Annotated in this window: 21 protein-coding genes; 7 read left to right on the top strand and 14 right to left on the bottom strand. The window is 65.4% G+C overall.

Annotated features, from left to right (window positions below; genetic code table 11):
- The first annotated feature begins 5 nt into the window (after window positions 1–5).
- The 6 genes from O3301_RS13025 to O3301_RS13000 all read left to right on the top strand — a co-directional run bounded on the left by O3301_RS13025 (window position 6) and on the right by O3301_RS13000 (window position 5467).
- Window positions 6–950 (top strand): tyrosine recombinase XerC, encoded by a 945-nt coding sequence (locus O3301_RS13025; protein WP_305056566.1) that lies wholly within the window; start codon window positions 6–8, stop codon window positions 948–950.
- Between the two features lie 135 nt (window positions 951–1085).
- A complete protein-coding gene (locus tag O3301_RS13020) occupies window positions 1086–2168 on the top strand; it encodes a GTP-binding protein (protein ID WP_289912444.1) in 1083 nt (360 codons plus the stop codon).
- A 481-nt stretch (window positions 2169–2649) separates the two neighbouring features.
- Window positions 2650–3102, top strand: coding sequence for an RNA polymerase-binding protein DksA (dksA, locus tag O3301_RS13015; RefSeq protein ID WP_034753066.1), 453 nt, complete (start codon window positions 2650–2652; stop codon window positions 3100–3102).
- A 222-nt stretch (window positions 3103–3324) separates the two neighbouring features.
- Window positions 3325–3861, top strand: a complete 537-nt coding sequence (gene hslV / locus O3301_RS13010) for an ATP-dependent protease subunit HslV (protein ID WP_010394217.1) — start codon at window positions 3325–3327, stop codon at window positions 3859–3861.
- 43 nt (window positions 3862–3904) lie between these two features.
- A complete protein-coding gene (gene hslU / locus O3301_RS13005; protein WP_285817091.1) occupies window positions 3905–5257 on the top strand; it encodes an ATP-dependent protease ATPase subunit HslU in 1353 nt (450 codons plus the stop codon).
- Window positions 5258–5272: 15 nt separating this feature from the next.
- Window positions 5273–5467, top strand: coding sequence for a hypothetical protein (locus O3301_RS13000; protein WP_289905853.1), 195 nt, complete (start codon window positions 5273–5275; stop codon window positions 5465–5467).
- A gap of 68 nt (window positions 5468–5535) precedes the next feature.
- Here the strand turns inward: O3301_RS13000 and O3301_RS12995 are convergent, their stop codons facing one another.
- Window positions 5536–6150, bottom strand: coding sequence for an outer membrane protein (locus O3301_RS12995; protein ID WP_099665796.1), 615 nt, complete (start codon window positions 6148–6150; stop codon window positions 5536–5538).
- 167 nt (window positions 6151–6317) lie between these two features.
- Between O3301_RS12995 and O3301_RS12990 the strand changes: the two genes are divergently transcribed.
- A complete protein-coding gene (locus O3301_RS12990; RefSeq protein ID WP_180278646.1) occupies window positions 6318–7094 on the top strand; it encodes a helix-turn-helix transcriptional regulator in 777 nt (258 codons plus the stop codon).
- Here O3301_RS12990 and O3301_RS12985 read toward each other — a convergent pair.
- Genes O3301_RS12985 through gspG form a run of 13 tightly spaced genes read right to left on the bottom strand, consistent with a single transcriptional unit; the run spans window position 7067 to window position 20348 of the window.
- Window positions 7067–9322, bottom strand: a complete 2256-nt coding sequence (locus tag O3301_RS12985) for a patatin-like phospholipase family protein (protein ID WP_305056565.1) — start codon at window positions 9320–9322, stop codon at window positions 7067–7069. The two genes, O3301_RS12990 and O3301_RS12985, sit on opposite strands and share 28 nt — an antisense overlap.
- A 58-nt stretch (window positions 9323–9380) precedes the next feature.
- Window positions 9381–9938: a type II secretion system protein N gene (locus O3301_RS12980; RefSeq protein WP_305056564.1), complete on the bottom strand. Its 558-nt coding sequence runs from the start codon at window positions 9936–9938 to the stop codon at window positions 9381–9383.
- 15 nt (window positions 9939–9953) lie between these two features.
- Window positions 9954–11174, bottom strand: coding sequence for a type II secretion system inner membrane protein GspF (gspF, locus tag O3301_RS12975; protein ID WP_099665799.1), 1221 nt, complete (start codon window positions 11172–11174; stop codon window positions 9954–9956).
- Window positions 11175–11184: 10 nt separating this feature from the next.
- On the bottom strand, window positions 11185–12606 hold the full coding sequence (gene gspE, locus O3301_RS12970; RefSeq protein ID WP_077398708.1) for a type II secretion system ATPase GspE: 1422 nt from the start codon (window positions 12604–12606) through the stop codon (window positions 11185–11187).
- A gap of 10 nt (window positions 12607–12616) precedes the next feature.
- Window positions 12617–14869, bottom strand: a complete 2253-nt coding sequence (gene gspD, locus O3301_RS12965; protein ID WP_305056563.1) for a type II secretion system secretin GspD — start codon at window positions 14867–14869, stop codon at window positions 12617–12619.
- Window positions 14866–15642 carry a type II secretion system protein N gene (gene gspN, locus O3301_RS12960; protein ID WP_305056562.1) on the bottom strand — a complete coding sequence of 259 codons (777 nt, stop codon included), beginning with the start codon at window positions 15640–15642 and terminating at the stop codon, window positions 14866–14868. The genes gspD and gspN overlap by 4 nt, the downstream gene beginning before the upstream one ends.
- Entirely contained in the window at window positions 15639–16172 is a 534-nt protein-coding gene (gene gspM, locus O3301_RS12955; RefSeq protein ID WP_251349449.1) for a type II secretion system protein GspM, read from the bottom strand. Before gspM ends, gspN begins: the two co-directional genes overlap by 4 nt.
- Window positions 16169–17398 carry a type II secretion system protein GspL gene (gspL, locus tag O3301_RS12950; protein ID WP_305056561.1) on the bottom strand — a complete coding sequence of 410 codons (1230 nt, stop codon included), beginning with the start codon at window positions 17396–17398 and terminating at the stop codon, window positions 16169–16171. Before gspL ends, gspM begins: the two co-directional genes overlap by 4 nt.
- Before the next feature lie 19 nt (window positions 17399–17417).
- The gene (gene gspK, locus O3301_RS12945) at window positions 17418–18389 is read right to left on the bottom strand and encodes a type II secretion system minor pseudopilin GspK (protein WP_305056560.1); all 972 of its coding nucleotides are present in this window, start codon (window positions 18387–18389) and stop codon (window positions 17418–17420) included.
- Window positions 18386–19009 (bottom strand): type II secretion system protein J, encoded by a 624-nt coding sequence (locus O3301_RS12940; protein ID WP_099665805.1) that lies wholly within the window; start codon window positions 19007–19009, stop codon window positions 18386–18388. Before O3301_RS12940 ends, gspK begins: the two co-directional genes overlap by 4 nt.
- Window positions 19009–19392, bottom strand: coding sequence for a type II secretion system minor pseudopilin GspI (gene gspI / locus O3301_RS12935; protein WP_034783570.1), 384 nt, complete (start codon window positions 19390–19392; stop codon window positions 19009–19011). Before gspI ends, O3301_RS12940 begins: the two co-directional genes overlap by 1 nt.
- Entirely contained in the window at window positions 19389–19883 is a 495-nt protein-coding gene (locus tag O3301_RS12930) for a GspH/FimT family pseudopilin (protein WP_051959291.1), read from the bottom strand. The genes gspI and O3301_RS12930 overlap by 4 nt, the downstream gene beginning before the upstream one ends.
- Before the next feature lie 12 nt (window positions 19884–19895).
- A complete protein-coding gene (gene gspG / locus O3301_RS12925; protein WP_035823835.1) occupies window positions 19896–20348 on the bottom strand; it encodes a type II secretion system major pseudopilin GspG in 453 nt (150 codons plus the stop codon).
- Between the last annotated feature and the right edge of the window lie 7 nt (window positions 20349–20355).

Raw genomic sequence — 20355 nt, 5'->3', positions numbered from 1 at the left:
ACGCCATGGAGGCACGCGGCAAGGCTGACTGGCTCGACGCCTATCTGGCGCAGCTGGCCACGCAGCGCAAGCTGTCGCCGCATACGCTGGACGCCTACGGGCGCGACTTGCGCACCTTGCTGGAACTGAGCGGCAATACGCCCTGGACGGCGCTGGCGCACAATGAAGTGCGCCGCTACACGGCCAAGCTGCATGCCGGCGGCCTCGACCCGCGTTCGATCGCCCGCAAGCTGTCGTCGTGGCGGGGCTTTTTCAACTGGCTCAGCGGGGAAACCCCGCTCGACGCCAATCCCGTCGACGGCATCCGCGCCCCCAAGCGGGCCAAGACCTTGCCAAAAGCCCTGTCGGTGGACGATGCCGTGCGCCTCGTGGCGCCCGCGCAACACCAGCAAGGCGCCGCGGAACCGGAACAGCTGTGCAACCGCGCCATGTTCGAACTGCTGTACTCGAGCGGCTTGCGCGTGTCCGAACTGACCAGCCTGGACACCCACTATTGCAAGGCCGACGGCGGCCAGCCCGCCTCGCTGGGCTGGCTCGACATGGCCAGCTTCGAAGTCATCGTCACGGGCAAGGGCAACAAGATGCGCAAGGTGCCCGTCGGCAAGGCGGCCCTCGTGGCCCTGACCGCCTGGCTGGGCGTGCGCCCGCCAGCCAAGGATGGCAGCGCTGCCTTGTTTTTAAGCACGCGCGGCACGCGCATCTCGCCCCGCGTGCTGCAGCTGCGCCTGAAGGCGCACGCGCTGGCGACGGACATTCCCGCCAACGTGCACCCGCACGTGCTGCGCCACTCGTTCGCTTCGCACGTGCTGCAATCGTCGGGCGACTTGCGCGCCGTGCAGGAAATGCTGGGCCATTCCAGCATCACCTCGACCCAGGTCTACACGGCCCTCGACTTCCAGCACCTGGCGCACGTGTACGACCAGGCGCACCCGCGCGCCAAGCTCAAGTAGGCAGCGGCGCCGGTGGGGCAGCCTGATCCATATCAAGCGGATGGGCGCGCATTTGCAAGCTTTTGCAAAATTCCGGCATAATCGTCCGCATTCTTCCGCTTGCGCGGCGGCACCACCGATTACAAGGCATCTCTCATGGCACTGATTCCAACCACCATCCTCACCGGTTTCCTGGGCGCAGGCAAAACCACCTTGCTCAACCGCATACTGCAGGAAGAGCACGGCATGCGCATCGCCGTGATCGAAAACGAGTTTGGCCAGGAAAACATCGATAACGAGATCCTGGTGCAGGATAGCAACGAACACATCATCGAGATGAACAACGGCTGCATCTGCTGCACCGTGCGGGGCGACCTGATCGTGGGCCTCACGGAACTGGCGCGCAAGCGCGACGCCGGTTTGCTGGCGTTCGACCGCGTCGTCATCGAAACGACGGGCCTGGCCAATCCCGGCCCCGTGGCGCAAACCTTCTTTGTCGACGAAGAAGTGGGCAGCCATTACATGCTCGACGCTATTATCACGGTAGTCGATGCCCGTCATGCCATGAAGCAACTGGATGAGTACGAGGAAGCCCAGCGGCAAGTGGGCTTTGCCGACAAGCTGCTGCTGTCGAAAACCGACCTCGTCAGTGAAGACGACGTGGCCATCCTGACGCGCCGCCTGAAACGCATCAACCCGCGCGCGCCCATCGCCAAGGTCGATTTCGGCCGCGCGCCGCTGGCCGAGGTGCTCGACATCCGCGGCTTCAACCTGAATGAAAAGCTGGAACTGGACCCGGATTTCCTGGCAACCGAAACGGCGCACGTCCACGACCACGACCATGCGCATGCGGAGGAGCACGGCCACGAGCACAAACACGAACACAGCGACGCCTGCGCCACCGATTGCGGCCATGCCGACCATCACCATGCGCAGCACAGCGACGATATCGCCGCCTTTGTTTTCAAGAGCACGCAACCGTTCGACAGCGCCAAGCTCGACGAGTTCCTCGGCGGCCTGGTGCAAGTGTATGGTCCGCGCATGCTGCGCTACAAGGGCGTGCTGCTGATGCAGGGCGCCGAGCGCAAGGTGGTCTTCCAGGGCGTGCACCAGCTGATGGGCAGCGACCTGGGCGCCAAATGGGGCGAAAATGAAGTGCGCGGCAGCAAAATGGTGTTTATTGGCAAGAATCTACCAAAAGACATTTTTATTCGCGGACTCGAACAATGTTTGGTATAAACTAGCCGGGTTTTGCAAAGTATCCGTTGCAAAGCAGAAACAAAAGGGAAAGTTAAGCACGCTTTCCCGCTGTCTGACACCCGTCTTGCTGGCATAAACCAACAAGTAGCCGTTTCTGATCGGCTAGTCAACAAATCGGGATGGCAATATAAAGCAAAGCGTGCCAAAATCAGCGACGAAAACGGCCCATGTCGTTCGCCTGTCATGAAATGCTGGCAAACTGCCGCTGGCCGCATGCCAGGTATGCAACCGATCCACCCAACACGCCTGTTGACGCGCGCATAGCGCGACTGGCATAGAGCGGTAAAAAGTTATCAACATGGCACCTTAGCCGGCCGGTAGTCCTGGCTTTCGCCGGCAAGCCAAGGTCGCACGCAGTACAGCGGGACAGCAATGCCAAGCGGAACCTGTACAGTTGCTCGGTATCGCCGCATCAACTGATCAATTTGAAAACTCTGTCGTATCGAAGGTAAGCGAAGTTATGACCAAAACTAATAAATCGACCCCGGCCGCCAACCAAGACATCCCTCTCATCAGCGAAGACCAAATTCGCGCCATGAGCGAAGATGACTACATGAATCCGGCACAACTGGCATTCTTCAAGGCGCGCCTGCAGCAGCTCGAAAAAGACTTGCTGAAAAACGCCGGCGAAACCACGGAACACTTGCGTGAAACCGTGCTCGTACCGGACCCTGCCGACCGCGCCACCATCGAGGAAGAGCATGCGCTGGAACTGCGCACGCGCGACCGCGAACGCAAATTGCTGAAGAAAGTGCAGCAATCGATCGCCAGCATCGACGCCGGCGACTATGGCTGGTGCGAAGAAACGGGCGAGCCTATCGGCATCCCGCGCCTGATCGCCCGTCCGACCGCCACCCTGTCGCTGGAAGCCCAGCAACGGCGCGAACTGAAGCAAAAGCTGTACGGCGACTGATCGCCCTCCCCTTGCGCGGCCGCCCCGGCGGCCCGCAATGGCGAATAAAAAAGCACACGACCTCCGGTTGCGTGCTTTTTTTTCGTCCCGCGCCGACTACACTGAAGCAAGCACGGCAGTGGAAAGTGCCGCTTGCAATTGCCTTTTCCATCCCCACTTTTGAGCCATGGGCGCGCAATCGCATGGCCTTGCACGCATCGGCACGAATCTTTTGAGGTCACTATGGAACAATTTCACGGCACCACCATCCTCTGCGTCCGGCGCGGCAAGCAAGTCGCCCTGGGCGGCGACGGCCAGGTAACGCTGGGCAACATCGTCATGAAGGGCACAGCCCGCAAAGTGCGTAAGTTGTATCAGGGCAAGGTCCTGGTCGGCTTTGCCGGCGGCACCGCCGACGCGTTCACCTTGCTCGACCGCTTCGAAGGCAAGCTGGAAAAACACCAGGGCAATCTGCTGCGCGCCTCCGTCGAACTGGCCAAGGACTGGCGCACCGACCGCGTGCTGCGCCGCCTGGAAGCGATGCTGCTGGTGGCCGACAGCGAATCGACGCTGGTCATCACGGGCAATGGCGACGTGCTGGAACCGGAAGACGGCATCGGCGCCATCGGCTCGGGCGGCACCTACGCCCAGTCCGCCGCCAAGGCCCTGCAGGAAAACACGGACCTCTCGCCGGCCGAGGTGGTCAAGAAATCGCTGACCATCGCCGCCGAGCTGTGCATTTACACGAATATGTCCCACATCATCGAGACCTTAGACTAAACCTAAGCGCGCCTGAGCAAAGAATAGAAAGCCAACTATGATCATGAACATGACCCCGTCGGAAATCGTCACCGAACTCGACAAGCACGTGGTGGGCCAGGCCAAGGCCAAACGCGCCGTCGCCATCGCCCTGCGTAACCGCTGGCGCCGCCAGCAGGTGGCCGAGCCCCTGCGCCATGAAATCACGCCCAAGAACATCCTCATGATCGGCCCCACGGGCGTCGGCAAGACGGAAATCGCGCGCCGCCTGGCCAAGCTGGCCGAGGCGCCGTTCATCAAGATCGAAGCGACCAAGTTCACGGAAGTGGGCTATGTGGGGCGCGACGTCGACACCATCATCCGCGACCTGATCGACATCGGCATCAAGCAGACGCGCGCGCTGGAAATGAAGAAGGTGCGCGCGCGCGCCGAAGATGCGGCCGAAGACCGCGTGATCGACATCCTCGTGCCGCCGGCGCGCGACTTCGGCTTTACGCCGAATACGGCGGCGGCCGTGGACACGGGCAGCGGCGACAGCACGCGCCAGACCTTCCGCAAGCGCTTGCGCCAGGGCGAGCTCGATGACAAGGAAATCGAGATCGAACTGGCCGAGGCGGGCCCGCAGATGGAAATCATGGCGCCGCCGGGCATGGAAGAAATGACGGAGCAGATCAAATCCATGTTCTCGGGCGTGGGCGGACAGCGCAAGAAGGCGCGCAAGGTCAAGATCCGCGAAGCGTTGAAACTGCTGGTCGAGGAAGAAGCGGCGAAGCTGCTCAACGAAGATGAGCTGAAACAGAAGGCCATCCAGAACGTCGAGCAGAACGGCATCGTCTTCCTCGATGAAATCGACAAGATCGCCTCGCGCTCGGAGTCCGGCGGCGCCGACGTCTCGCGCGCGGGCGTGCAGCGCGACCTGCTGCCGCTGGTCGAGGGCACCACCGTCAACACCAAGTACGGCATGATCCGCACGGACCACATCCTGTTCATCGCCTCGGGCGCGTTCCACCTGTCGAAACCGTCGGACCTGATCCCGGAACTGCAGGGGCGCTTCCCCATCCGCGTGGAACTGGAATCGCTGTCGATCTCGGACTTCGAACGCATCCTGACGAGTACGGACGCCTGCCTGACGATGCAGTACGAAGCCTTGCTGGCGACGGAAAACCTGAAGCTGCAATTTGCGCCGGAAGGCATCACGCGCCTGGCGGAAATCGCCTACTCGGTAAACGAGCGCACGGAAAACATCGGTGCGCGCCGCCTGCACACGGTGATGGAAAAACTGCTGGAAGAAGTGTCGTTTACAGCCAGCGAAGGCAGCAGCAGCACGGAAAACCTGCTGGTGATCGATGCCGCGTATGTCAACGAACGCCTGGAAGCGCTGTCGGTCAACGAAGACCTGTCGCGCTACGTGCTGTAATCAGGGAGGGGACCGATGGCAAACAAGGCATTGGCGACGCGGCAGAAAATGCAGTTCCGCGTCGAACCCTCGCAAAAACCGCGCAACCCCGTCGCCACTGCCGCCCTGCAGCGCGCCGCCGGGGCGCACGTCAAGACCGTGTCAGGCCAGCGCCAGCAGGAAAAACGGCTGCTGGCGAAATTGCTGTTGAAAGTCGAAATAGGCAAATAGGCCGCCCGCGGACACCCTTTTCATAGGGCGTCCGCCATCAGGCCACTCTCTGCCGCAGCAGCGTCCCCTTAGAAACGGTAGGACGCGCCCAGCGAAAACATATCGACCTTGGTCGTCTGCTTGCTGCTGTACTTGACCGGCACGCGGTCCCAGTCGAGGTGCAGCGCCCAGTTCTTGTTCAGCGCATACGCCGCGCCGATGCCATAGGTCAGGCCGATCTTGTCCTTCTTGTCCGAACCGCCGCCCAGATAATCGACCTTGCCCTGCGTGTAAGCCGCGCCCAGGCGGCCGCTCAGGGTGAACGCGTCAAACTGGTAGCCGAGCACGCCCTGCATGCCGAGGCCCGTGAACTTGCCGCGGCCCGCGCGCCGGCCGGCGCCCGTGTCGAAGCCGGACTTCACTTCGCCGCCCATATACCCCACCAGCTCAATCGAAGGCAGGGCCACGCCGCCCTGAAACGGCAGCGCGTCGAAACTGTAACCCACGTAGGCCTTGCCGTTGCGCTTGCTGCTTTTGTCGCAATCGTTTTGTCCCGGCACGCAGTCGAGGCCGGTACTGGCGCGAAAGCCATAGCTGGCGCCCATGTAGATGGGGCCCGGCGCAGGATCGGCTGCCGATGCATGCAAGGGAGCGATGGCGGCCAGCGCCAGCAGCGCTGCGGGGAAACGTAATTTGAAGGACATGAATAACCTCTACAAGTGGATGAGTTGCCTGGTTGTAGCGCGCCGTGCGAGCCACAAGCGGGAGTGTCATCTCTTTTGCCGTAAAGTACTATCACCTTGTGCAAAGTGCCATTAAGGGCTACATTCGGTACCGTTACCCGCTACCAAACTTATCAAAAAGGATATCCGTGAGTTCACCCGAACTGGTTTTGCGCGTGCTGCGCACGCAACTGCGCGCCGCCGGCATCACCTATAAAGTGCTGGCCGAACGCATCGGCATGAGCGAATCGAGCGTCAAGCGCATGTTTGGCCAGCACGACATGTCGCTGTCGCGCCTGGCCCTGATCTGCAAGGCCTCGGGCATCGCCATGGAAGACGTGCTGCGCGGCGCGGCCGACATCACGCCGCATGCCGACACGCTCACCCTGGTGCAGGAAAAGTCGCTGGTGGCGCATCCGCGCCTGCTGCTGGTGGCGATCTGCTGCCTGGGCCACTGGAGCCTGGAACAGGTGGTGGAAACGTATGCGCTGACGCAAGCCGAATGCATCGGCTGCCTGGCCGAGCTGGACCGGCTGGGCTTGATCGAGCTCAAGCCGTTGAACCGCTATAGCCTGCGCGTCTCGAACGCCTTCCACTGGCTGGCCGACGGCCCGGTGCAGCAGTACTTCCGCGAACACGTGGTGGCCGACTATTTCAGCGGGCATTTTGACGGTGCCGGCGAAACCCTGATGTGCATCCCGGCGCGCCTGTCGCTGTCGAGCGCGCAGGAGCTGGTGCAAAAGATCCGCCAGCTGGCCGAGGAACTGGCGCGCCTGCACCAGAACGACCGCCGCCTGGCCCCCGCCGAGCGCGACGGCTTTACCCTGCTGCTGGGCTTTCGCTCATGGGAATTTGCCGCCTTCACGGCCCTGCGCCGCAGTACGGCGTCCGCCGCGCCCTACCAGACCGGCCCCAGGAACAGGTAGAGCGTGCTCTCGCCGCCCTTCGATGCACCCGACGCCACGTACACGGGACCGAAGCGCGTATCGACGGAGATGAAGGCGCTGCTGGCCTGCGTGAATTTGGTGGATTTCCAGTGCTCGCTCTGATCGAAGCCGCCGCCCATTTCCAGCGAAAAGCCGGCCCGCACGGCGCCGCCCAGGGTGCTGGGCAGGGAGCCGATGCGGCGCGCCATCACGAAGCGCGCCAGGGCCACGCTGCGCCCCGTCACCGATTCGAACTGCGTGCCGGACAGGCGCAGGAAGCCGCCCAGGCTGAGTGGCGCCTCGCCCCGCTGCGCGCGCGCCCATTCGCCATACACATGGCCGGCCCAATTGCCGCGGCCAAAAGCCTTCAAGCCCGTGATGGCGGAGCGCCCCAGGCCCGTCTCGCCCGAACCCGTGGTCGAGGCGCGCGTCCAGGTGGCGTCAAACAGCACGCCGCGCGTGGGGAAACCGGGCGAATCGAGGGTATCGACGCGGAACTGGACGAACTGGTTGGTGCCCAGCGCCCGCTCCTGCGGGTAGGCCGGGTCGGCCGGGATGCTGACGCCGGCCTTGACTTCGCTGCGCGAGACGCCGAACTGCAGGTCGCCCCAGAAGCCGAACTGGCGTCCCAGCACCAGGCTGGCGCCCTGGCCGCTGTAAGCGACGCGCGCGCTGCGCCGTCCCTTGTCGAACAGGTCGACCGCCTGCGAGCTGTACTGGATCGACGGCGCGATATACCACGGGTTGCCGGCGCCCAGCGGCTGCCAGTACTGCACCCCGAAATTGCGCGTGGTGCCGATCTGCGCCATGCTGCGCAATTCGCCGCCCCAGCTGTTCAGATTCGAGCGCACATGCAGCAGCTTCAGGGCAAAGGTATTGCTGTCCCTGAAATCGCTGCCCACTTCCAGGCCCACGCGCAGGCGGCTGCTGGCCCACGGCGCTTCGACGGCCTTGATGGTGACGGCGCGCTGGTCGCCGGAATCGACCACTTCCGTCTCCACGCGCGCCACGTCGCCGCGGCCATACAGCTTGGCCGCCGCCTTGAGCACATCTTCCTGGCTGACGGACTGCCCTTCCACCAGGCCCGATTGCGCCTGCAGGATGCGCGGATTGATATCGCCCTCGCTCTCCACGGCCAGGCGCGTGAGCGGCAGGGCCACGTCCAGCAGGGCCGGCGCGGCCAGGCGCAGCTGCTCGCGCGCCGCATACTGTTCCGGCGGCAGGGCCAGCGGCGCCAGGCGGGCGGCCAGGGCCTGCGCCGCCTGCTCGCCGGCGCGCATGGCGCGCGCATAGTTTTCAAAGTCGAGGAAACTGACGCCCGTCAAATCCGGCGCCACCAGGATATCCTGCGGCTGCAGCTCCTTGAGCGAGCGCTGCACATTCTGTTCCGTGAGGATTTGCAGCATCTGCTGCGCCACGCCGATGGCGCTGCCCAGCTCTTTTTCCGGCGCCAGCGGCGTGCCCACGTTGACGGCGATGATGATGTCGGCGCCCATGGCGCGCGCCATGTCGACGGGCAGGTTGCGCACCAGGCCCCCATCGACCACCAGCCGGTTATTCACGCGTACGGGGGCAAACACGCCCGGCACGGCCAGCGAGGCGCGCATCGACAGGAACAGGGGTGTATCGACCAGTTCCACCAGTTCGCCATTGACCAGGTCCGACGCCACCGAGCGAAAAGGCAGCGGCAGCTGGCTGGCGGGGCGGTCGCGCATGCCGGCCGGCAGCAGCCGGTTCAAGGCCATTTCCAGCGCCGCATTGCTGGCCGCCGACGGCGGCGTGGAAATGCCGTTGCGGCTGGTGCCAAACTCGATGCGCGACGGCAGCAATAAATCTTCCTCGCGGCGGCGGAACGCCAGTTCGTCGCGCGGCGGCCGGTCGGCCACCACGCGCGCCCAGTTGGTCTCGCGCGCCATCTTTTCCAGGTCCGCCACGGAAGCGCCGGCCGCATACGCGCCGCCCACCACGCCGCCCATGCTGGTGCCGACCACCATGTCGATCGGCACATGCAGCTCCTGCAGCACTTTCAAGACGCCGATATGCGCCAGACCGCGCGCGCCGCCGCCCGACAGCACCAGGGCGATGCGCGGACGCGCCGCGACGGGTGCGGAAACGGCCGGCGTGGCAGCGGAGGTAGTGGGGGCGGCGGGAACGTCGGCGGCGACAGCCGGCGGCAAGGCGCACAGCGCCGCCACGCAGCCCGCCAGGACGGCACGAATCGAGAACATGAAGACTCCTGTGGCGATGGCGGCATGGCGCCATCGGCAAAATACGATAAAAACAGCGTTAATTCGGCGGCGGCACGCTGCTCACTTGCGGCGCCGGCATCATGGTCGCCGGCCGCTGCTGCTCCATCGGCAGCGGCGGCGGCACCAGGTTCGTGACCGGCGCAGGGGCCGCGGCCGGCGTCGGGGTGGCGGACACCTGCCCCGGCAAGGCCAGCGCCTTGTCGTCGGCCACCAGGTCGATGCGCTTGCTCACGCCGCCGTCGCGCAGCAGCACGTGGCGCGCATGCACTTCCAGCACCGTCACGCCGGCCACCACTTCGGCGCCTTCCGGCAAGGCCACGGAGGGCTTGCCGTCGGTCGAGATGATGGCCACGCTGCCACGGCCATTGCCGGCGGCCACCACGCCCTTGAGCTGGTAGTTGCTGGCCGTGGCCACGCTGACCTGGCCGCCGAACAGCGAGGCGCCCGCCTCCACGCTGGCATCCTGCACCACCGGATTGGGGGGCGGATTGATGGGGCGCTGCGGCGCCTTGAACAGCTGCATGGCCCAATAGGCCAGCGACACGGACAGCGCCACGACGGCGAGCAAACTTGTAACTTGAGGCAAACGCTTCATGGCTTCCTTGGATACTTATCTTACAAGCTGATTGATTTCGATAATCGGCATCAGCACGGCCAGCACGATCAGCAGCACCACCACGCCCATCGCCAGGATCAGGGCCGGTTCCAGCAGGCCGGCGATGGTGAGCGTGCGGCGTTCCAGGTCCTGCTCCTGCGCGCTGGCGGCGCGTTCCAGCATGGCCGGCAGCTCGCCCGTGATTTCGCCCGCGCGTATCATGTGGATCAGCATGGGCGGAAAATGCTTTTGCGCCGACAGCGCGCGCGCCAGGCTGACGCCCTCGCGCACGGCGCCGCTGGCGTCAGCCACCAGTTCCTGCATCGCCACGTTGGTGAGCGTGTCGCGGCTGGTGTCGAGCGCGCGCAGGATCGGCACGCCGGACCCCGTGGTGATGGCCAGGGTGCTGGCGAAGCGCGCCGTGTTCAGGCTGCGCTCGAATTTCCCATACAGGGGCGCCGTCAGCAGCCAGGTATGCCAGCGCCGCTTCAGGGCCGGCTGCTGCAGCGCGCGGCGCCAGGCGAACCAGGCGCCGGCCAGGATCACGGCCACGACGAGGCCATAGTTGCGCACGAAGTCCGACAGCGCCAGCATGATCACCGTCAGCATGGGCAGCTTCTGCTTGGTATTGGCGAATACGGAGACGATCTGCGGCACCACATAGGTGAGCAGGAAAATGACGATGGAAAACGCCACCACCGTGACGATGGCCGGATACGTGAATGCCAGCTTGACCTTCTGCACCAGCGCATTGCGCCGCTCGATATAGTCGGCCAGGCGCGAGAGCACGCGCGACAAATGGCCGATCTGCTCGCCCGACGCCACCAGCGCCCGGTAAATTTCCGCGAAATCGCGCGGATGGCGCGCCAGCACGTCGGAAAACGCGGCGCCGCCGATCACTTCCGAGCGGATCGAGGCGATCAAATCGCGCAGATACGGCCGCTCGGCCTGTTCCAGCAGCGCGGAAAACGCCTGCTCCAGCGGCAGGCCCGCTTCCAGCAAACTGGCCAGCTGGCGCGTAAACAGGGCCAGCTCGGTGCTCGACAGGCGCTCGCCGAAGCCGCGCCGTTTGGTCACGCCGGCGGCGTCGACCTGCGCGGCGATCGGCTCGACGGCCAGCGGTACCAGGCCTTGCACGCGCAACTCGGCGCGCGCGGAACGGGGACTGTCGGCATTGAGCACGCCCTTGCGGGTGGCGCCTTGCGCGTCGACGGCTTCATAGCGGAATGCGGGCATGGTGGCGGGCCTAGTCTTTGGTCACGCGCAGCAACTCGGCCTGCGTGGTGGTGCCGTCGCGCAGCCAGCGTTCGCCGTCGTCGCGCATGCTCGTCATGCCGTCCTGCAGGGCCACGGCGCGCACTTCCGCTTCCGAGGCGCGGTTGTGGATCTGCGCGCGGATCTGCTCCGTCGTGCGCAGCAGCTCGTACACGCCCACGCGGCCCTGGTAGCCCGTCTGGCCGCAATGCTCGCAGCCGACCGCCTGCCAGTACTGGCCGTCGAAGGTCTTGCAGGAACCGCACAGCTTGCGCACCAGGCGCTGCGCCAGCACGCCTAGGAGCGACGACGACAGCAGGAACGGCTCGATGCCCATGTCGAGCAGGCGCGTGACGGCTGCCGAGGCGTCGTTCGTATGCAGGGTCGCCAGCACCAGGTGACCCGTCAAGGATGCCTGCACGGCGATCTGCGCCGTTTCCAGGTCGCGGATCTCGCCGATCATGATCACATCTGGATCTTGCCGCAAAATCGCCCGCAGCGCCTTGGCAAATGTCATGTCGATGCGCGGATTGACCTGCGTCTGGCCGACGCCGGCCAGGTCGTACTCGATCGGGTCTTCCACCGTCAGGATGTTCGTCGTGGTGGCGTTGAGCATCGACAGCGCCGCGTACAGCGTCGTCGTCTTGCCCGAGCCGGTGGGGCCCGTGACCAGCACGATGCCGTGCGGCTGCGTGATCAGGCCGTCGAACTGTCCCAGCATGGGCGCGCTCATGCCCAGGTGCTGCAGGTCGAGGCGCCCCGCTTCCTTGTCCAGCAAACGCAGCACGGCCCGTTCGCCATGCCCGGTGGGCAGGGTCGAGACGCGCACGTCGACGGGCTTGCCGCCCACGCGCAGGGTGATGCGGCCGTCCTGCGGCAAGCGCTTTTCGGCGATGTCGAGCTGCGCCATGATCTTGATGCGCGAAATCAGCGAACCGTGGATGGCTTTCCTGGGACGCACGACGTCGCGCAGGCTGCCGTCGATGCGGAAGCGCACGACGGACGTCTGCTCGAACGGCTCGATGTGGATATCGGACGCGCCTTCGCGCAGCGCTTGCGTGAGCAAGGCGTTGATCATGCGGATGACGGGCGCGTCGTCGGACGATTCGAGCAAATCCTCGATAGCCGGCACGTCCTGCAGCAGTTTTGTCAAATCCAGGTCGGCGTCGAATTCATCGGCCATCTGCGACGCGTCGCCGCCGCCGCCCGCGTAGGCGCCGGCAATGGCCGCATCGAGGTCGCCGCGCGGCAGCACCGTCAGCTGGATCTGGCCGAAACGGCGCGACACTTCGGCAATCGCCGCCGGCGCCGTCGACGCGGCCACCAGCACCTCGACGGGGGCGCCGTCGACGGCGCCGGGCCGGGCCAGCAAGCCGAAATCGCGCGCGTAGGCGTAGGGAAGCAGATTACTCATGACTGTCCCATCACTTCTGTGGCTGCTGCGGCTGTTGCTGCGGTTGTTGCTGATATTGCTGCAACAGCGACTGCGGCGGCGTGGCCGCGTTGGCCGGCGCGCCTGGCGGCGGCGTCGGCGCCGGCGGCACGGGGCGCGTCACCATGCTGCCGCCCACCGGCTGGCCATCCTGCAGGGCCGGCAGCACGGGCGTGCCCAGGTCTTTCAGCATCAGATTGCCCGATGCCGGCACGGCGGCCGTCTCGGCCGAGCGCATGTAGTCGTAGCGGTCGGCCGCCAGGCTGCCGCTCTGCTCCTTGTTGCGCACGATGACGGGGCGCAGGAAGATCATCAGATTGGTTTTCTTGCGCTCGCGCGTCTGGTACTTGAACAGGTTGCCGATCAGGGGAATGTCGCCCAGGCCGCGTACTTTTTCCGCGTTGTCGCCCGTGCTGTCCTCGATCAGGCCGCCCAGGACGATGATCTGGCCATCGTCGGCCAGCACATTGTTTTCGATCACGCGGTTGTTGATGGTGATGCCGCTGACGGCCGTCGAGGTGGATTTGTCCACGCTCGACGTCTCGTGATAGATGCCCAGCTTGATCGTGCCGCCTTCGGAAATCTGCGGACGCACCTTCAGGGTCAGGCCCACTTCCTTGCGGTCGATGGTCTGGAACGGGTTCGTGTTGGTGCCGGCCGTGCTGGTGTACTGGCCCGTCAGGATAGGCACGTTCTGGCCCACCTTGATGGTCGCCAGCTCGTTGTCCAGGGTGATCAGGTTCGGCGTCGACAGGATGTTCGCATTGCCGTCCGATTCCAGCGCATGCGCCACGGCGCCCAGGCCCAGCGCGCCGTTGATCTGCTTGAAGATGCCCAGCGTCAGGCCGCCCGTCGGCAGCACCTTGCCGCCGCCCAGCGCCAGCTTGGCGATATTGTTGTCCGTGCCGCCGGCGAACGACTGCAGCGCGCCCACGCGGTAGCTGCTGCTGCTGTCGCCGGAAAGCCCCAGCCACTGCACGCCGAACTCGGAGGCCTTGGCCGACGTCACTTCGACGATCAGCGCCTCGATGTAGACCTGGGCGCGGCGCACGTCGAGCTGGTCGATCACGGCGCGCAGGTTGCGGTAGACGGCCTCGTTGCACGTCAGGATCAGGGTATTGGTGGAAGCGTCGGCCTGGATGAAGCCTGCCGCGCCGCCCGAGGACAGCTGCTGCGGCCCGTTGCTCAGCGAAGCACCGCCCGTGGTGCCGCTTTGCGTATTGCCGCCCAGGCCAGTGGTGTTCATGCCGCCGCCCTGGTTGTTCTGGTTATTCGTATTCAGGCTGTTGTTGCCCGGCTGCTGCGCCGAAGCGGCCGTGCCGTCCGACGTCACGACCGAGCGCAGGGTCTGCGCCAGCTTGGTGGCGTCCGCATTTTTGAGGTACACCACGTGCACGTTGCCCAGCTGCGTGGTCGGCTGGTCCAGCTTGGAAATGAGCGACTTGGCCAGGTTGGCGCGCGCCGCCGATGGCGCGCGCAGCACCAGCGAATTGGTGCGCGGGTCGGCCAGCACGGACACCTTGCCCGCGTCGGCCCCTGCGGCGCCGCCCGCATTGCCGCCTTCCATCAGTTTATTCACCATCGAGGCCAGGTCGGAAGCGATGGCATAGCGCACGGGGATCACGTCCAGGTCCGTCGAGGCGGGCACGTCGAGCGCGGCGATGATCTTCGCCAGGCGCTTGAGGTTATCCGCGTAATCGGTGATCACCAGCGAGTTGTTGCCCGGGTTGGCATTGATCGTGTTGTTCGGCGAAATCAAAGGGCGCAGCACGGCCAGCAGGTTGGCCGACGATTCGTAGTTCAGGTAAAACACCTGGGTGGCGATCTGGTCGCCCTTCACCTGGCTGCTGCCATTGCCCACCTGGGTCGGCACGGATTGCAGCTTGGCGTCCGCTTCCGGCACCACTTTCGCGTAGCCGTCGCCGGAAACCACCGCATAGCCCTGCAGGCGCAGGGCCGAGGCCAGCAGAGCGAAGGCTTGCGTCTTGCTGATCGATTTTTCCGACACCAGCGTGATCGTGCCCTTGACGCGCGGGTCGATGACGAAATTGATGTTGGTGTAATGGCCCACGGCCTTGATCACGGACTCGATGTCGGCGCCGACGAAATTGAGCGCCGCTTCATCGCCGGGCGCGGCCCAGACGGGAGCCGGCATGCCGGCCACGGAACAGCACAGCAAGGCGGCGGCCGACAGGCGGCGCAGCGAAAAGGAGAAGGTATGGGGGCTCACGGATGGTTTTTTCATTGTCTGAACTCTAAGGCGATGATGTTTTTTTCGCTATTGCTACGGCGCTGTCCCAGCAAATTCAACAAACTCGCCAAGGTCTCTTCATATCCTGCTGCGGCCTGGGCCTGGCCGGAAAACTGCATGCGCCCCTGTTGCAGGCTGCCGCTGCCGTCGAGCAGCAGCGGTCCCCTGATGGAGCGCAAGGTCAACGTCGCCTGCTGCCCCTGCCAATCGAAATCGAGCTCGTAACTGCCCAGCGGACGCAAGGACGACAGGCGCGACGCCATGTCCGTCATCTGCAGGGTCGTGCGGCCGATGGCGGAAAACTGCTGTTTTTCCAGCGCCAGCTGCAAGGTGCTCCACGACAGGCGCATGCTGCCCGTCGGCGCCACGGTATTCAGGGGCGCGCCCAGGCCGCCCAGGCCGTCGGCCGGCAGCAGCAGGGCCGCCGGGCTGACTTGCCAGTGCGACCACGAACCGCGCAAATTGACGGCCTGCGACAGCGCCTGCGCATTCTGCAATTCCACGTCCACCGATCCCCACAGCACGGATGGCGAAATGCGCCAGCTGAAGCGCCCCGGCAGCAGCGGCGTCACGGCGCCATTCGCGCTGGCCGCCCCGCCGACAAAGGCCGAGCCGCGCCACAGGGTACCTTGCGCGTCGCCCAAGGTCAAACGTCCGCCCGTCTGCTTTTCCACGAGACCGGCGACCCAGCCGGCCGGGAAAAACACCAGCAGGGTGACGCAGACGCTGACGATGATGGCCAGCAGCCAGCCTAGCAGGCGCATCATCGCGCCGCGCCCGGGCTCTGGTGCAGGGTCAGGCTGGCGTCGACCAGCCCCGCCTTGCCCTGCGCCGTGATCTTCGCTTCCTGCACCGCCACGCGGCCTTCGCGGCGCAAGCCGTCCAGCCACAGCATGACGCTGGCGAACGGCACGCCGTTCAGCTGCACGCGCGCGTACTCTCCCGTCAGCGACAGCGATTGCGGCGCCAGGCCGCGCGCCTTCAGGGACGCGTCGAGGCTGTCACGGCTCATGCTTGCCACCTGCACGGGCGCCTGGCGCGCCAGCTCGCCCGCTTCGCGTGCCAGCGCCTGCAACTGGGCCGCGTTCTGGCGCAGCTCGGGCAAGCTCTTTTGCAAGGCGATGCGGCCCGTCCAGGCCGGCTCGAAGAATACGGCGTAGACGAGGGCCAGCCCCGCCACCACGCCGCCGATGCTCAAGAGCTTGCGCTCCTGCGGCGTGCGCTCGGCCCAGAAGGCCTGCACGGCCTGCTGCTGCCCCGCCCAGGCGGCGCGCGCCTTGTTGACTGCTGCACTCATGTTTTTGCTCCCGTGGCCGGCGTGATCTTCCACACGCCCGGCGCCGTTTCATTCAAGGCCAGCTTGCGCGCGGCCAGGCCGTCGCGCACCTGCGCCTGGGCGCTGGCGTCGACCATGTCCGGTTTCAGCTTGACGATCAGGCTGCGCTCGCGGTATTCCAGCGAGGCCACCACGCCGCGCCCGGCCAGGCCGCCCAGCGCCTCGCCCAGCGCCGCGCTCATGCTGGTGAAGTCATCCATGCTCGCTTGGCCGCCCTGCAGGCGGGCGGCGGCGATATTGCGCCGCATCTGCTCCGCTTCCAGGCCATACACGGGCGTTTCGTTCGGATACGCGGCCTTGAAGGTTTGCTGCATCGAGGTGCGCACGGTGGCGGCCTCGCGCTTCAAGCGCATCCATTCGATATTCATGCCGGCCAGGTTGACGATCACGGCCAGCAGCGCCAGGCGCAGCGGCCAGCGCCAGCGGCGCCATTCGGTGGCCGAGCCCGTCGCCGTGCCCAGGGAAGCGGCCAGGTCCAGTCCCGCGCCTTTGGCGCCGGCGATCCAGTGCGCCCAGTGGTCCGGTTCCACCGTCACGCCGTCCATGCCGGCGGCCAGTTGTTGATATTGCGCAAGCTCGGCCTGCGCCACGTAGACCGTCAGGGGCACATCGCCGGCAAACGCGCGCGTCGTCAGCAAGGCCTGCTGCGGCTGGGCCGGCAACACCAGCCCCAGGCCCTCTTGCGGCGCCTGGCGCAAGGCCAGTTCCAGGCCATCGCCGCTGGCTTGCAGGGCAGCCGTCACGCTGCCCGGCTGCAAGGGCAGGCACAGCTGCGACGGCAGCAGCGCCACCTTGCGCGCACCCTGCGCCAGCAAGGCTTTCACGAGTACCTCGGCCCAGGCGCGCTGCGCCACGGCCACCGTGCGCATGCCGGCAGCGTCGGGCGCGCCGGCGGCCAGCAGGCAATCCTGGGTGTCGCCGAGAATGTGTTCTTCCACCAGGCCCGGCAAGGCCGCGCGCAAGCGGGCGCCGGCCAGCGGCGGCGTTTTCAGGCGCAGCAGGGTCACGTCGGCCGCCGCCAGCAGCAGCACCACCTGCTTCGCGCCGGCGATCAGCTGGCCCAGGCTGCCCAGCGGCGCGCTGCCCTGCTGCAACAGGGCGCCGCCGTCGCCGGCCAGCACGAAGGAGCAGGCCGGCGCGCTGTCGGTGGAGGCCTTGGCCGGGTGACGGATATACAATATTGTCAAAGTGACTCGCTTTCAGCTGTTAATTTTCCCGCAACCAGACCAGGCTGGTGGTGCGCTGCGGATCCGTTTTTCGATTGATGAGCGCCACGGCATCGAGCGCGGCACGGTCCAGCCGCACGCGGATGACGGTAAGGAAATAGCGGCTCTTCACATCGAGCTCCACGCCTTCAATCAGTTCAGCATTAATATTATTCTGGAAATTTAACTTATCGACAAACTTTTTGCGCGGATTGCTCAAAGTCAGGGCGCTGGCCTCGGACAGCGACATCATCGTCACGGCCGCCAGCACCTCGGCCGGGGCCGTGTTCACGTTGACCCCCGTGATTTCGGGCAAGATGATGACGACATCGCGCAGCTGCTCGATCATTTGCGGCGTATAGCCGGGCACGGCCAGCAAATCCTCGACTTGCGTGAACGCCACCGGCTCGCTGCTGCCGCCCGTGGCAGGCGTGGCAGCGGGCGTCTTGCCGTCGGTGCCGCTGGCGGTGCGCGGCTTCGGCCGCGCGCGCAGCACGGCATCGGCCGTCGCCTGCGCCAGGCCGCTGTCGAGCTTCATGTTGGACAATAAACGCTGGTAGGCCAGCACCTGCTTCGGATTGATGGTGCCCGTGGCGTCGACCAGGTTGGTGATATTGAAGCGCGCCTGCGCATCGAGCGCGCGGCCCGAGACGGTGGCGTCGAATTTTTCCGTGTCGACCTTTTCGCGGTCCACGTAATCGTCGAGCCGCGCTTCCTCGATGGGCGTGGCCCACACGCCGTCGGCCGCCGTCAGCATGGGATTGTCCTGGCGCAACCAGAAGCGGGCGAAGTCGACCATGCCGCGCATGGCCCACTGCGTCTGCAGGCGCAAACGCTGGTTTTCCATCGAGCGCACCTGCACCTGCTGCTGCCAGAACAGGCTGGCGACGACGGTGATGGCCAGCGCCGTCAGCAGCAAGGCCGTGATGACGGCCACGCCGCGCTGGCGCGAGGGGAACTTGAAGCGCGTCATCCCGGTCCCAATAAAAAGACTTTGGACAGGCCCGCGTCCTGGCCCGGCATTTGCAAGGTCACTTCCAGGCCCGGCACCTGGGTGGAGATGGTGGCGCCCGCCGTCAGCACGTTCCAGGCGCCATTGCTCCAGCCCCGCATGACCATGCTGTCGACACCCTGCATCAGGGCCACGTCGGCGCTGGAGGTATCGGTATCGTCGCGCGCCGCCTGCCACAGGGTGTCGAGCACGGCCAGGTCGCGCGTGCCGTTCGACTCGCGCCGCGTCAGCACGCCGCCGCGCAGCCGGTAAGTGACCACTTGCAACTGTTGCGGCTCCTGTTCCGAGGCGGCCAGGCGCACCAGGGTCAGGCGGTCGTTTTCCGCCGACAGGTTGATGCGGCCGTTCAGCAGGCTGTTGTTCAGCCCGGCGCCGGCCAGGTGGTCGCAATCGCTCTGCATCTGGGCAAACGCCAGCTGCATGCCGCGCGCCTGCTCCAGCTGGCTGGTCAGCACTTCGCGCGAGCGCATGATGCTGTCCAGGCCGCGCCAGCCCAGCACGGCCACCATGGCCAGGATGCCGATCGCCACGAGCAGCTCGATCAGGGTGAAACCCGCGGCAGGGACAGGACGGCGCAGCATCAGTCGTTAAAGGAAAGCAAGACCAGGCGCACGATGCGCCGGGCCGGGTACTGTGCGTCATACACGTTGACGCGCACTTGGCGGATGCGGGGATTCGGCGTGGCCACCACTTCCTCCTCGCAAATGAGTTTTAAATCGCCCTGCGGGCAGTCGACCGTGCGCTTGCCCGTCTGCGGAAAGGTTTTTGCCAGGCGCAGCCGCACCAAATGGTTTTCCGCCGACCAGGTGGCCATCATGGCGCTGCGCAAGCCGTCGCTGTTCTGCGTCAGGCTGCCGACGGCGCGCAAGGACGCGCCCAGGGCCGTGCCGACGATGACGAGGGCGACGAGGACTTCCAGCAAAGTGAAGCCGCGCTGACGGCCATGACGTGGGAGCCGCATCATTGCTCGACCGTGAAGTGGCCGATGCCGTCGGCGCGGATGGCCACGCTGCGCTCGCCGCTGGCCAGGGTCAGGACAAAAGGCTTGTCGACCGGTTCGCGGCCGAAGATGATGCGCAGCGGCTGGGCCACGCTGTTCGACGGCTGCACGCTGAGCAGCATGGGCGTGTTGGCAAACGCCCGCTCGCGCAGCAAATCGTCCTGCGTCACGGGTTGCCACAGCTTTTCATTGAGAACCAGGAAACGGTATTGATTTTCGTCAGCCTCGAACGCCACCTGCCGGCTGCGCACGATGGCTTCATCGCGCGCCAGCTGCAGCAGCAGGGCGATGCGTTCGGCTTCCTTTTGCAAGGCTTGCTGGCCATTCGGCATGGCGTTCAGCGACACCAGGCCCAGGGTCACGCCGATGATGACCATCACCACCAGCAATTCGATCAGCGTGAAGCCGCTGGCGCGTGGCCGGGGCGGTGCGCGACCGGTGGTCATGGCTGGCATGCAATGGAAAACTTACAGTTCCCAGGAACCGATATCGGCATCGTCGCCGCTACCGCCAGGCTGGCCGTCGGCGCCCAGCGAAATGATGTCGACTTCGCCTTTCACGCCCGGCGACAGGAACTGGTACGGGTTGCCCCATGGATCCTTCGGCATTTTTTCCAGGTAGCCGCCCGCTTTCCAGCCATTCGCGGCCGGTCCCGTGGTCGGTTTCTCGATCAGCGCCTGCAAGCCCTGTTCCGTGGTCGGGTAGCGCTGGTTATCCAGGCGATACAGTTTCAAGGCTTGCATCACGGTAGCGATATCGACTTTCGCCGCCGCCACTTTCGACTCGCCCGTGCGGGCGATCAGCTTGGGCACCACCAGCGACGCGAGGATACCCATGATCACCACCACGACCATGATTTCGATCAAAGTGAAGCCGCGCGCGCGGCGCTGGCGTATCGGATGGTTTGCTGCGTTTTGCATAAGAAAG

The sequence above is a fragment of the Janthinobacterium sp. SUN211 genome, from assembly GCF_030587315.1.
GTDB classification, from domain to species: Bacteria; Pseudomonadota; Gammaproteobacteria; order Burkholderiales; family Burkholderiaceae_D; genus Janthinobacterium; species Janthinobacterium kumbetense.
This window is presented reverse-complemented; position numbering and strand designations above follow the sequence as displayed.

Coding starts and splice junctions, on each gene's coding strand:
- O3301_RS13025 (WP_305056566.1), top strand. CDS start 6: ATGGAGGCACGCGGCAAGGCTGACTGGCTCGACGCCTATCTGGCGCAG.
- O3301_RS13020 (WP_289912444.1), top strand. CDS start 1,086: ATGGCACTGATTCCAACCACCATCCTCACCGGTTTCCTGGGCGCAGGC.
- dksA (WP_034753066.1), top strand. CDS start 2,650: ATGACCAAAACTAATAAATCGACCCCGGCCGCCAACCAAGACATCCCT.
- hslV (WP_010394217.1), top strand. CDS start 3,325: ATGGAACAATTTCACGGCACCACCATCCTCTGCGTCCGGCGCGGCAAG.
- hslU (WP_285817091.1), top strand. CDS start 3,905: ATGAACATGACCCCGTCGGAAATCGTCACCGAACTCGACAAGCACGTG.
- O3301_RS13000 (WP_289905853.1), top strand. CDS start 5,273: ATGGCAAACAAGGCATTGGCGACGCGGCAGAAAATGCAGTTCCGCGTC.
- O3301_RS12995 (WP_099665796.1), bottom strand. CDS start 6,150: ATGTCCTTCAAATTACGTTTCCCCGCAGCGCTGCTGGCGCTGGCCGCC.
- O3301_RS12985 (WP_305056565.1), bottom strand. CDS start 9,322: ATGTTCTCGATTCGTGCCGTCCTGGCGGGCTGCGTGGCGGCGCTGTGC.
- O3301_RS12980 (WP_305056564.1), bottom strand. CDS start 9,938: ATGAAGCGTTTGCCTCAAGTTACAAGTTTGCTCGCCGTCGTGGCGCTG.
- gspF (WP_099665799.1), bottom strand. CDS start 11,174: ATGCCCGCATTCCGCTATGAAGCCGTCGACGCGCAAGGCGCCACCCGC.
- gspE (WP_077398708.1), bottom strand. CDS start 12,606: ATGAGTAATCTGCTTCCCTACGCCTACGCGCGCGATTTCGGCTTGCTG.
- gspD (WP_305056563.1), bottom strand. CDS start 14,869: ATGAAAAAACCATCCGTGAGCCCCCATACCTTCTCCTTTTCGCTGCGC.
- gspN (WP_305056562.1), bottom strand. CDS start 15,642: ATGATGCGCCTGCTAGGCTGGCTGCTGGCCATCATCGTCAGCGTCTGC.
- gspM (WP_251349449.1), bottom strand. CDS start 16,172: ATGAGTGCAGCAGTCAACAAGGCGCGCGCCGCCTGGGCGGGGCAGCAG.
- gspK (WP_305056560.1), bottom strand. CDS start 18,389: ATGACGCGCTTCAAGTTCCCCTCGCGCCAGCGCGGCGTGGCCGTCATC.
- O3301_RS12940 (WP_099665805.1), bottom strand. CDS start 19,009: ATGCTGCGCCGTCCTGTCCCTGCCGCGGGTTTCACCCTGATCGAGCTG.
- gspI (WP_034783570.1), bottom strand. CDS start 19,392: ATGATGCGGCTCCCACGTCATGGCCGTCAGCGCGGCTTCACTTTGCTG.
- O3301_RS12930 (WP_051959291.1), bottom strand. CDS start 19,883: ATGCCAGCCATGACCACCGGTCGCGCACCGCCCCGGCCACGCGCCAGC.
- gspG (WP_035823835.1), bottom strand. CDS start 20,348: ATGCAAAACGCAGCAAACCATCCGATACGCCAGCGCCGCGCGCGCGGC.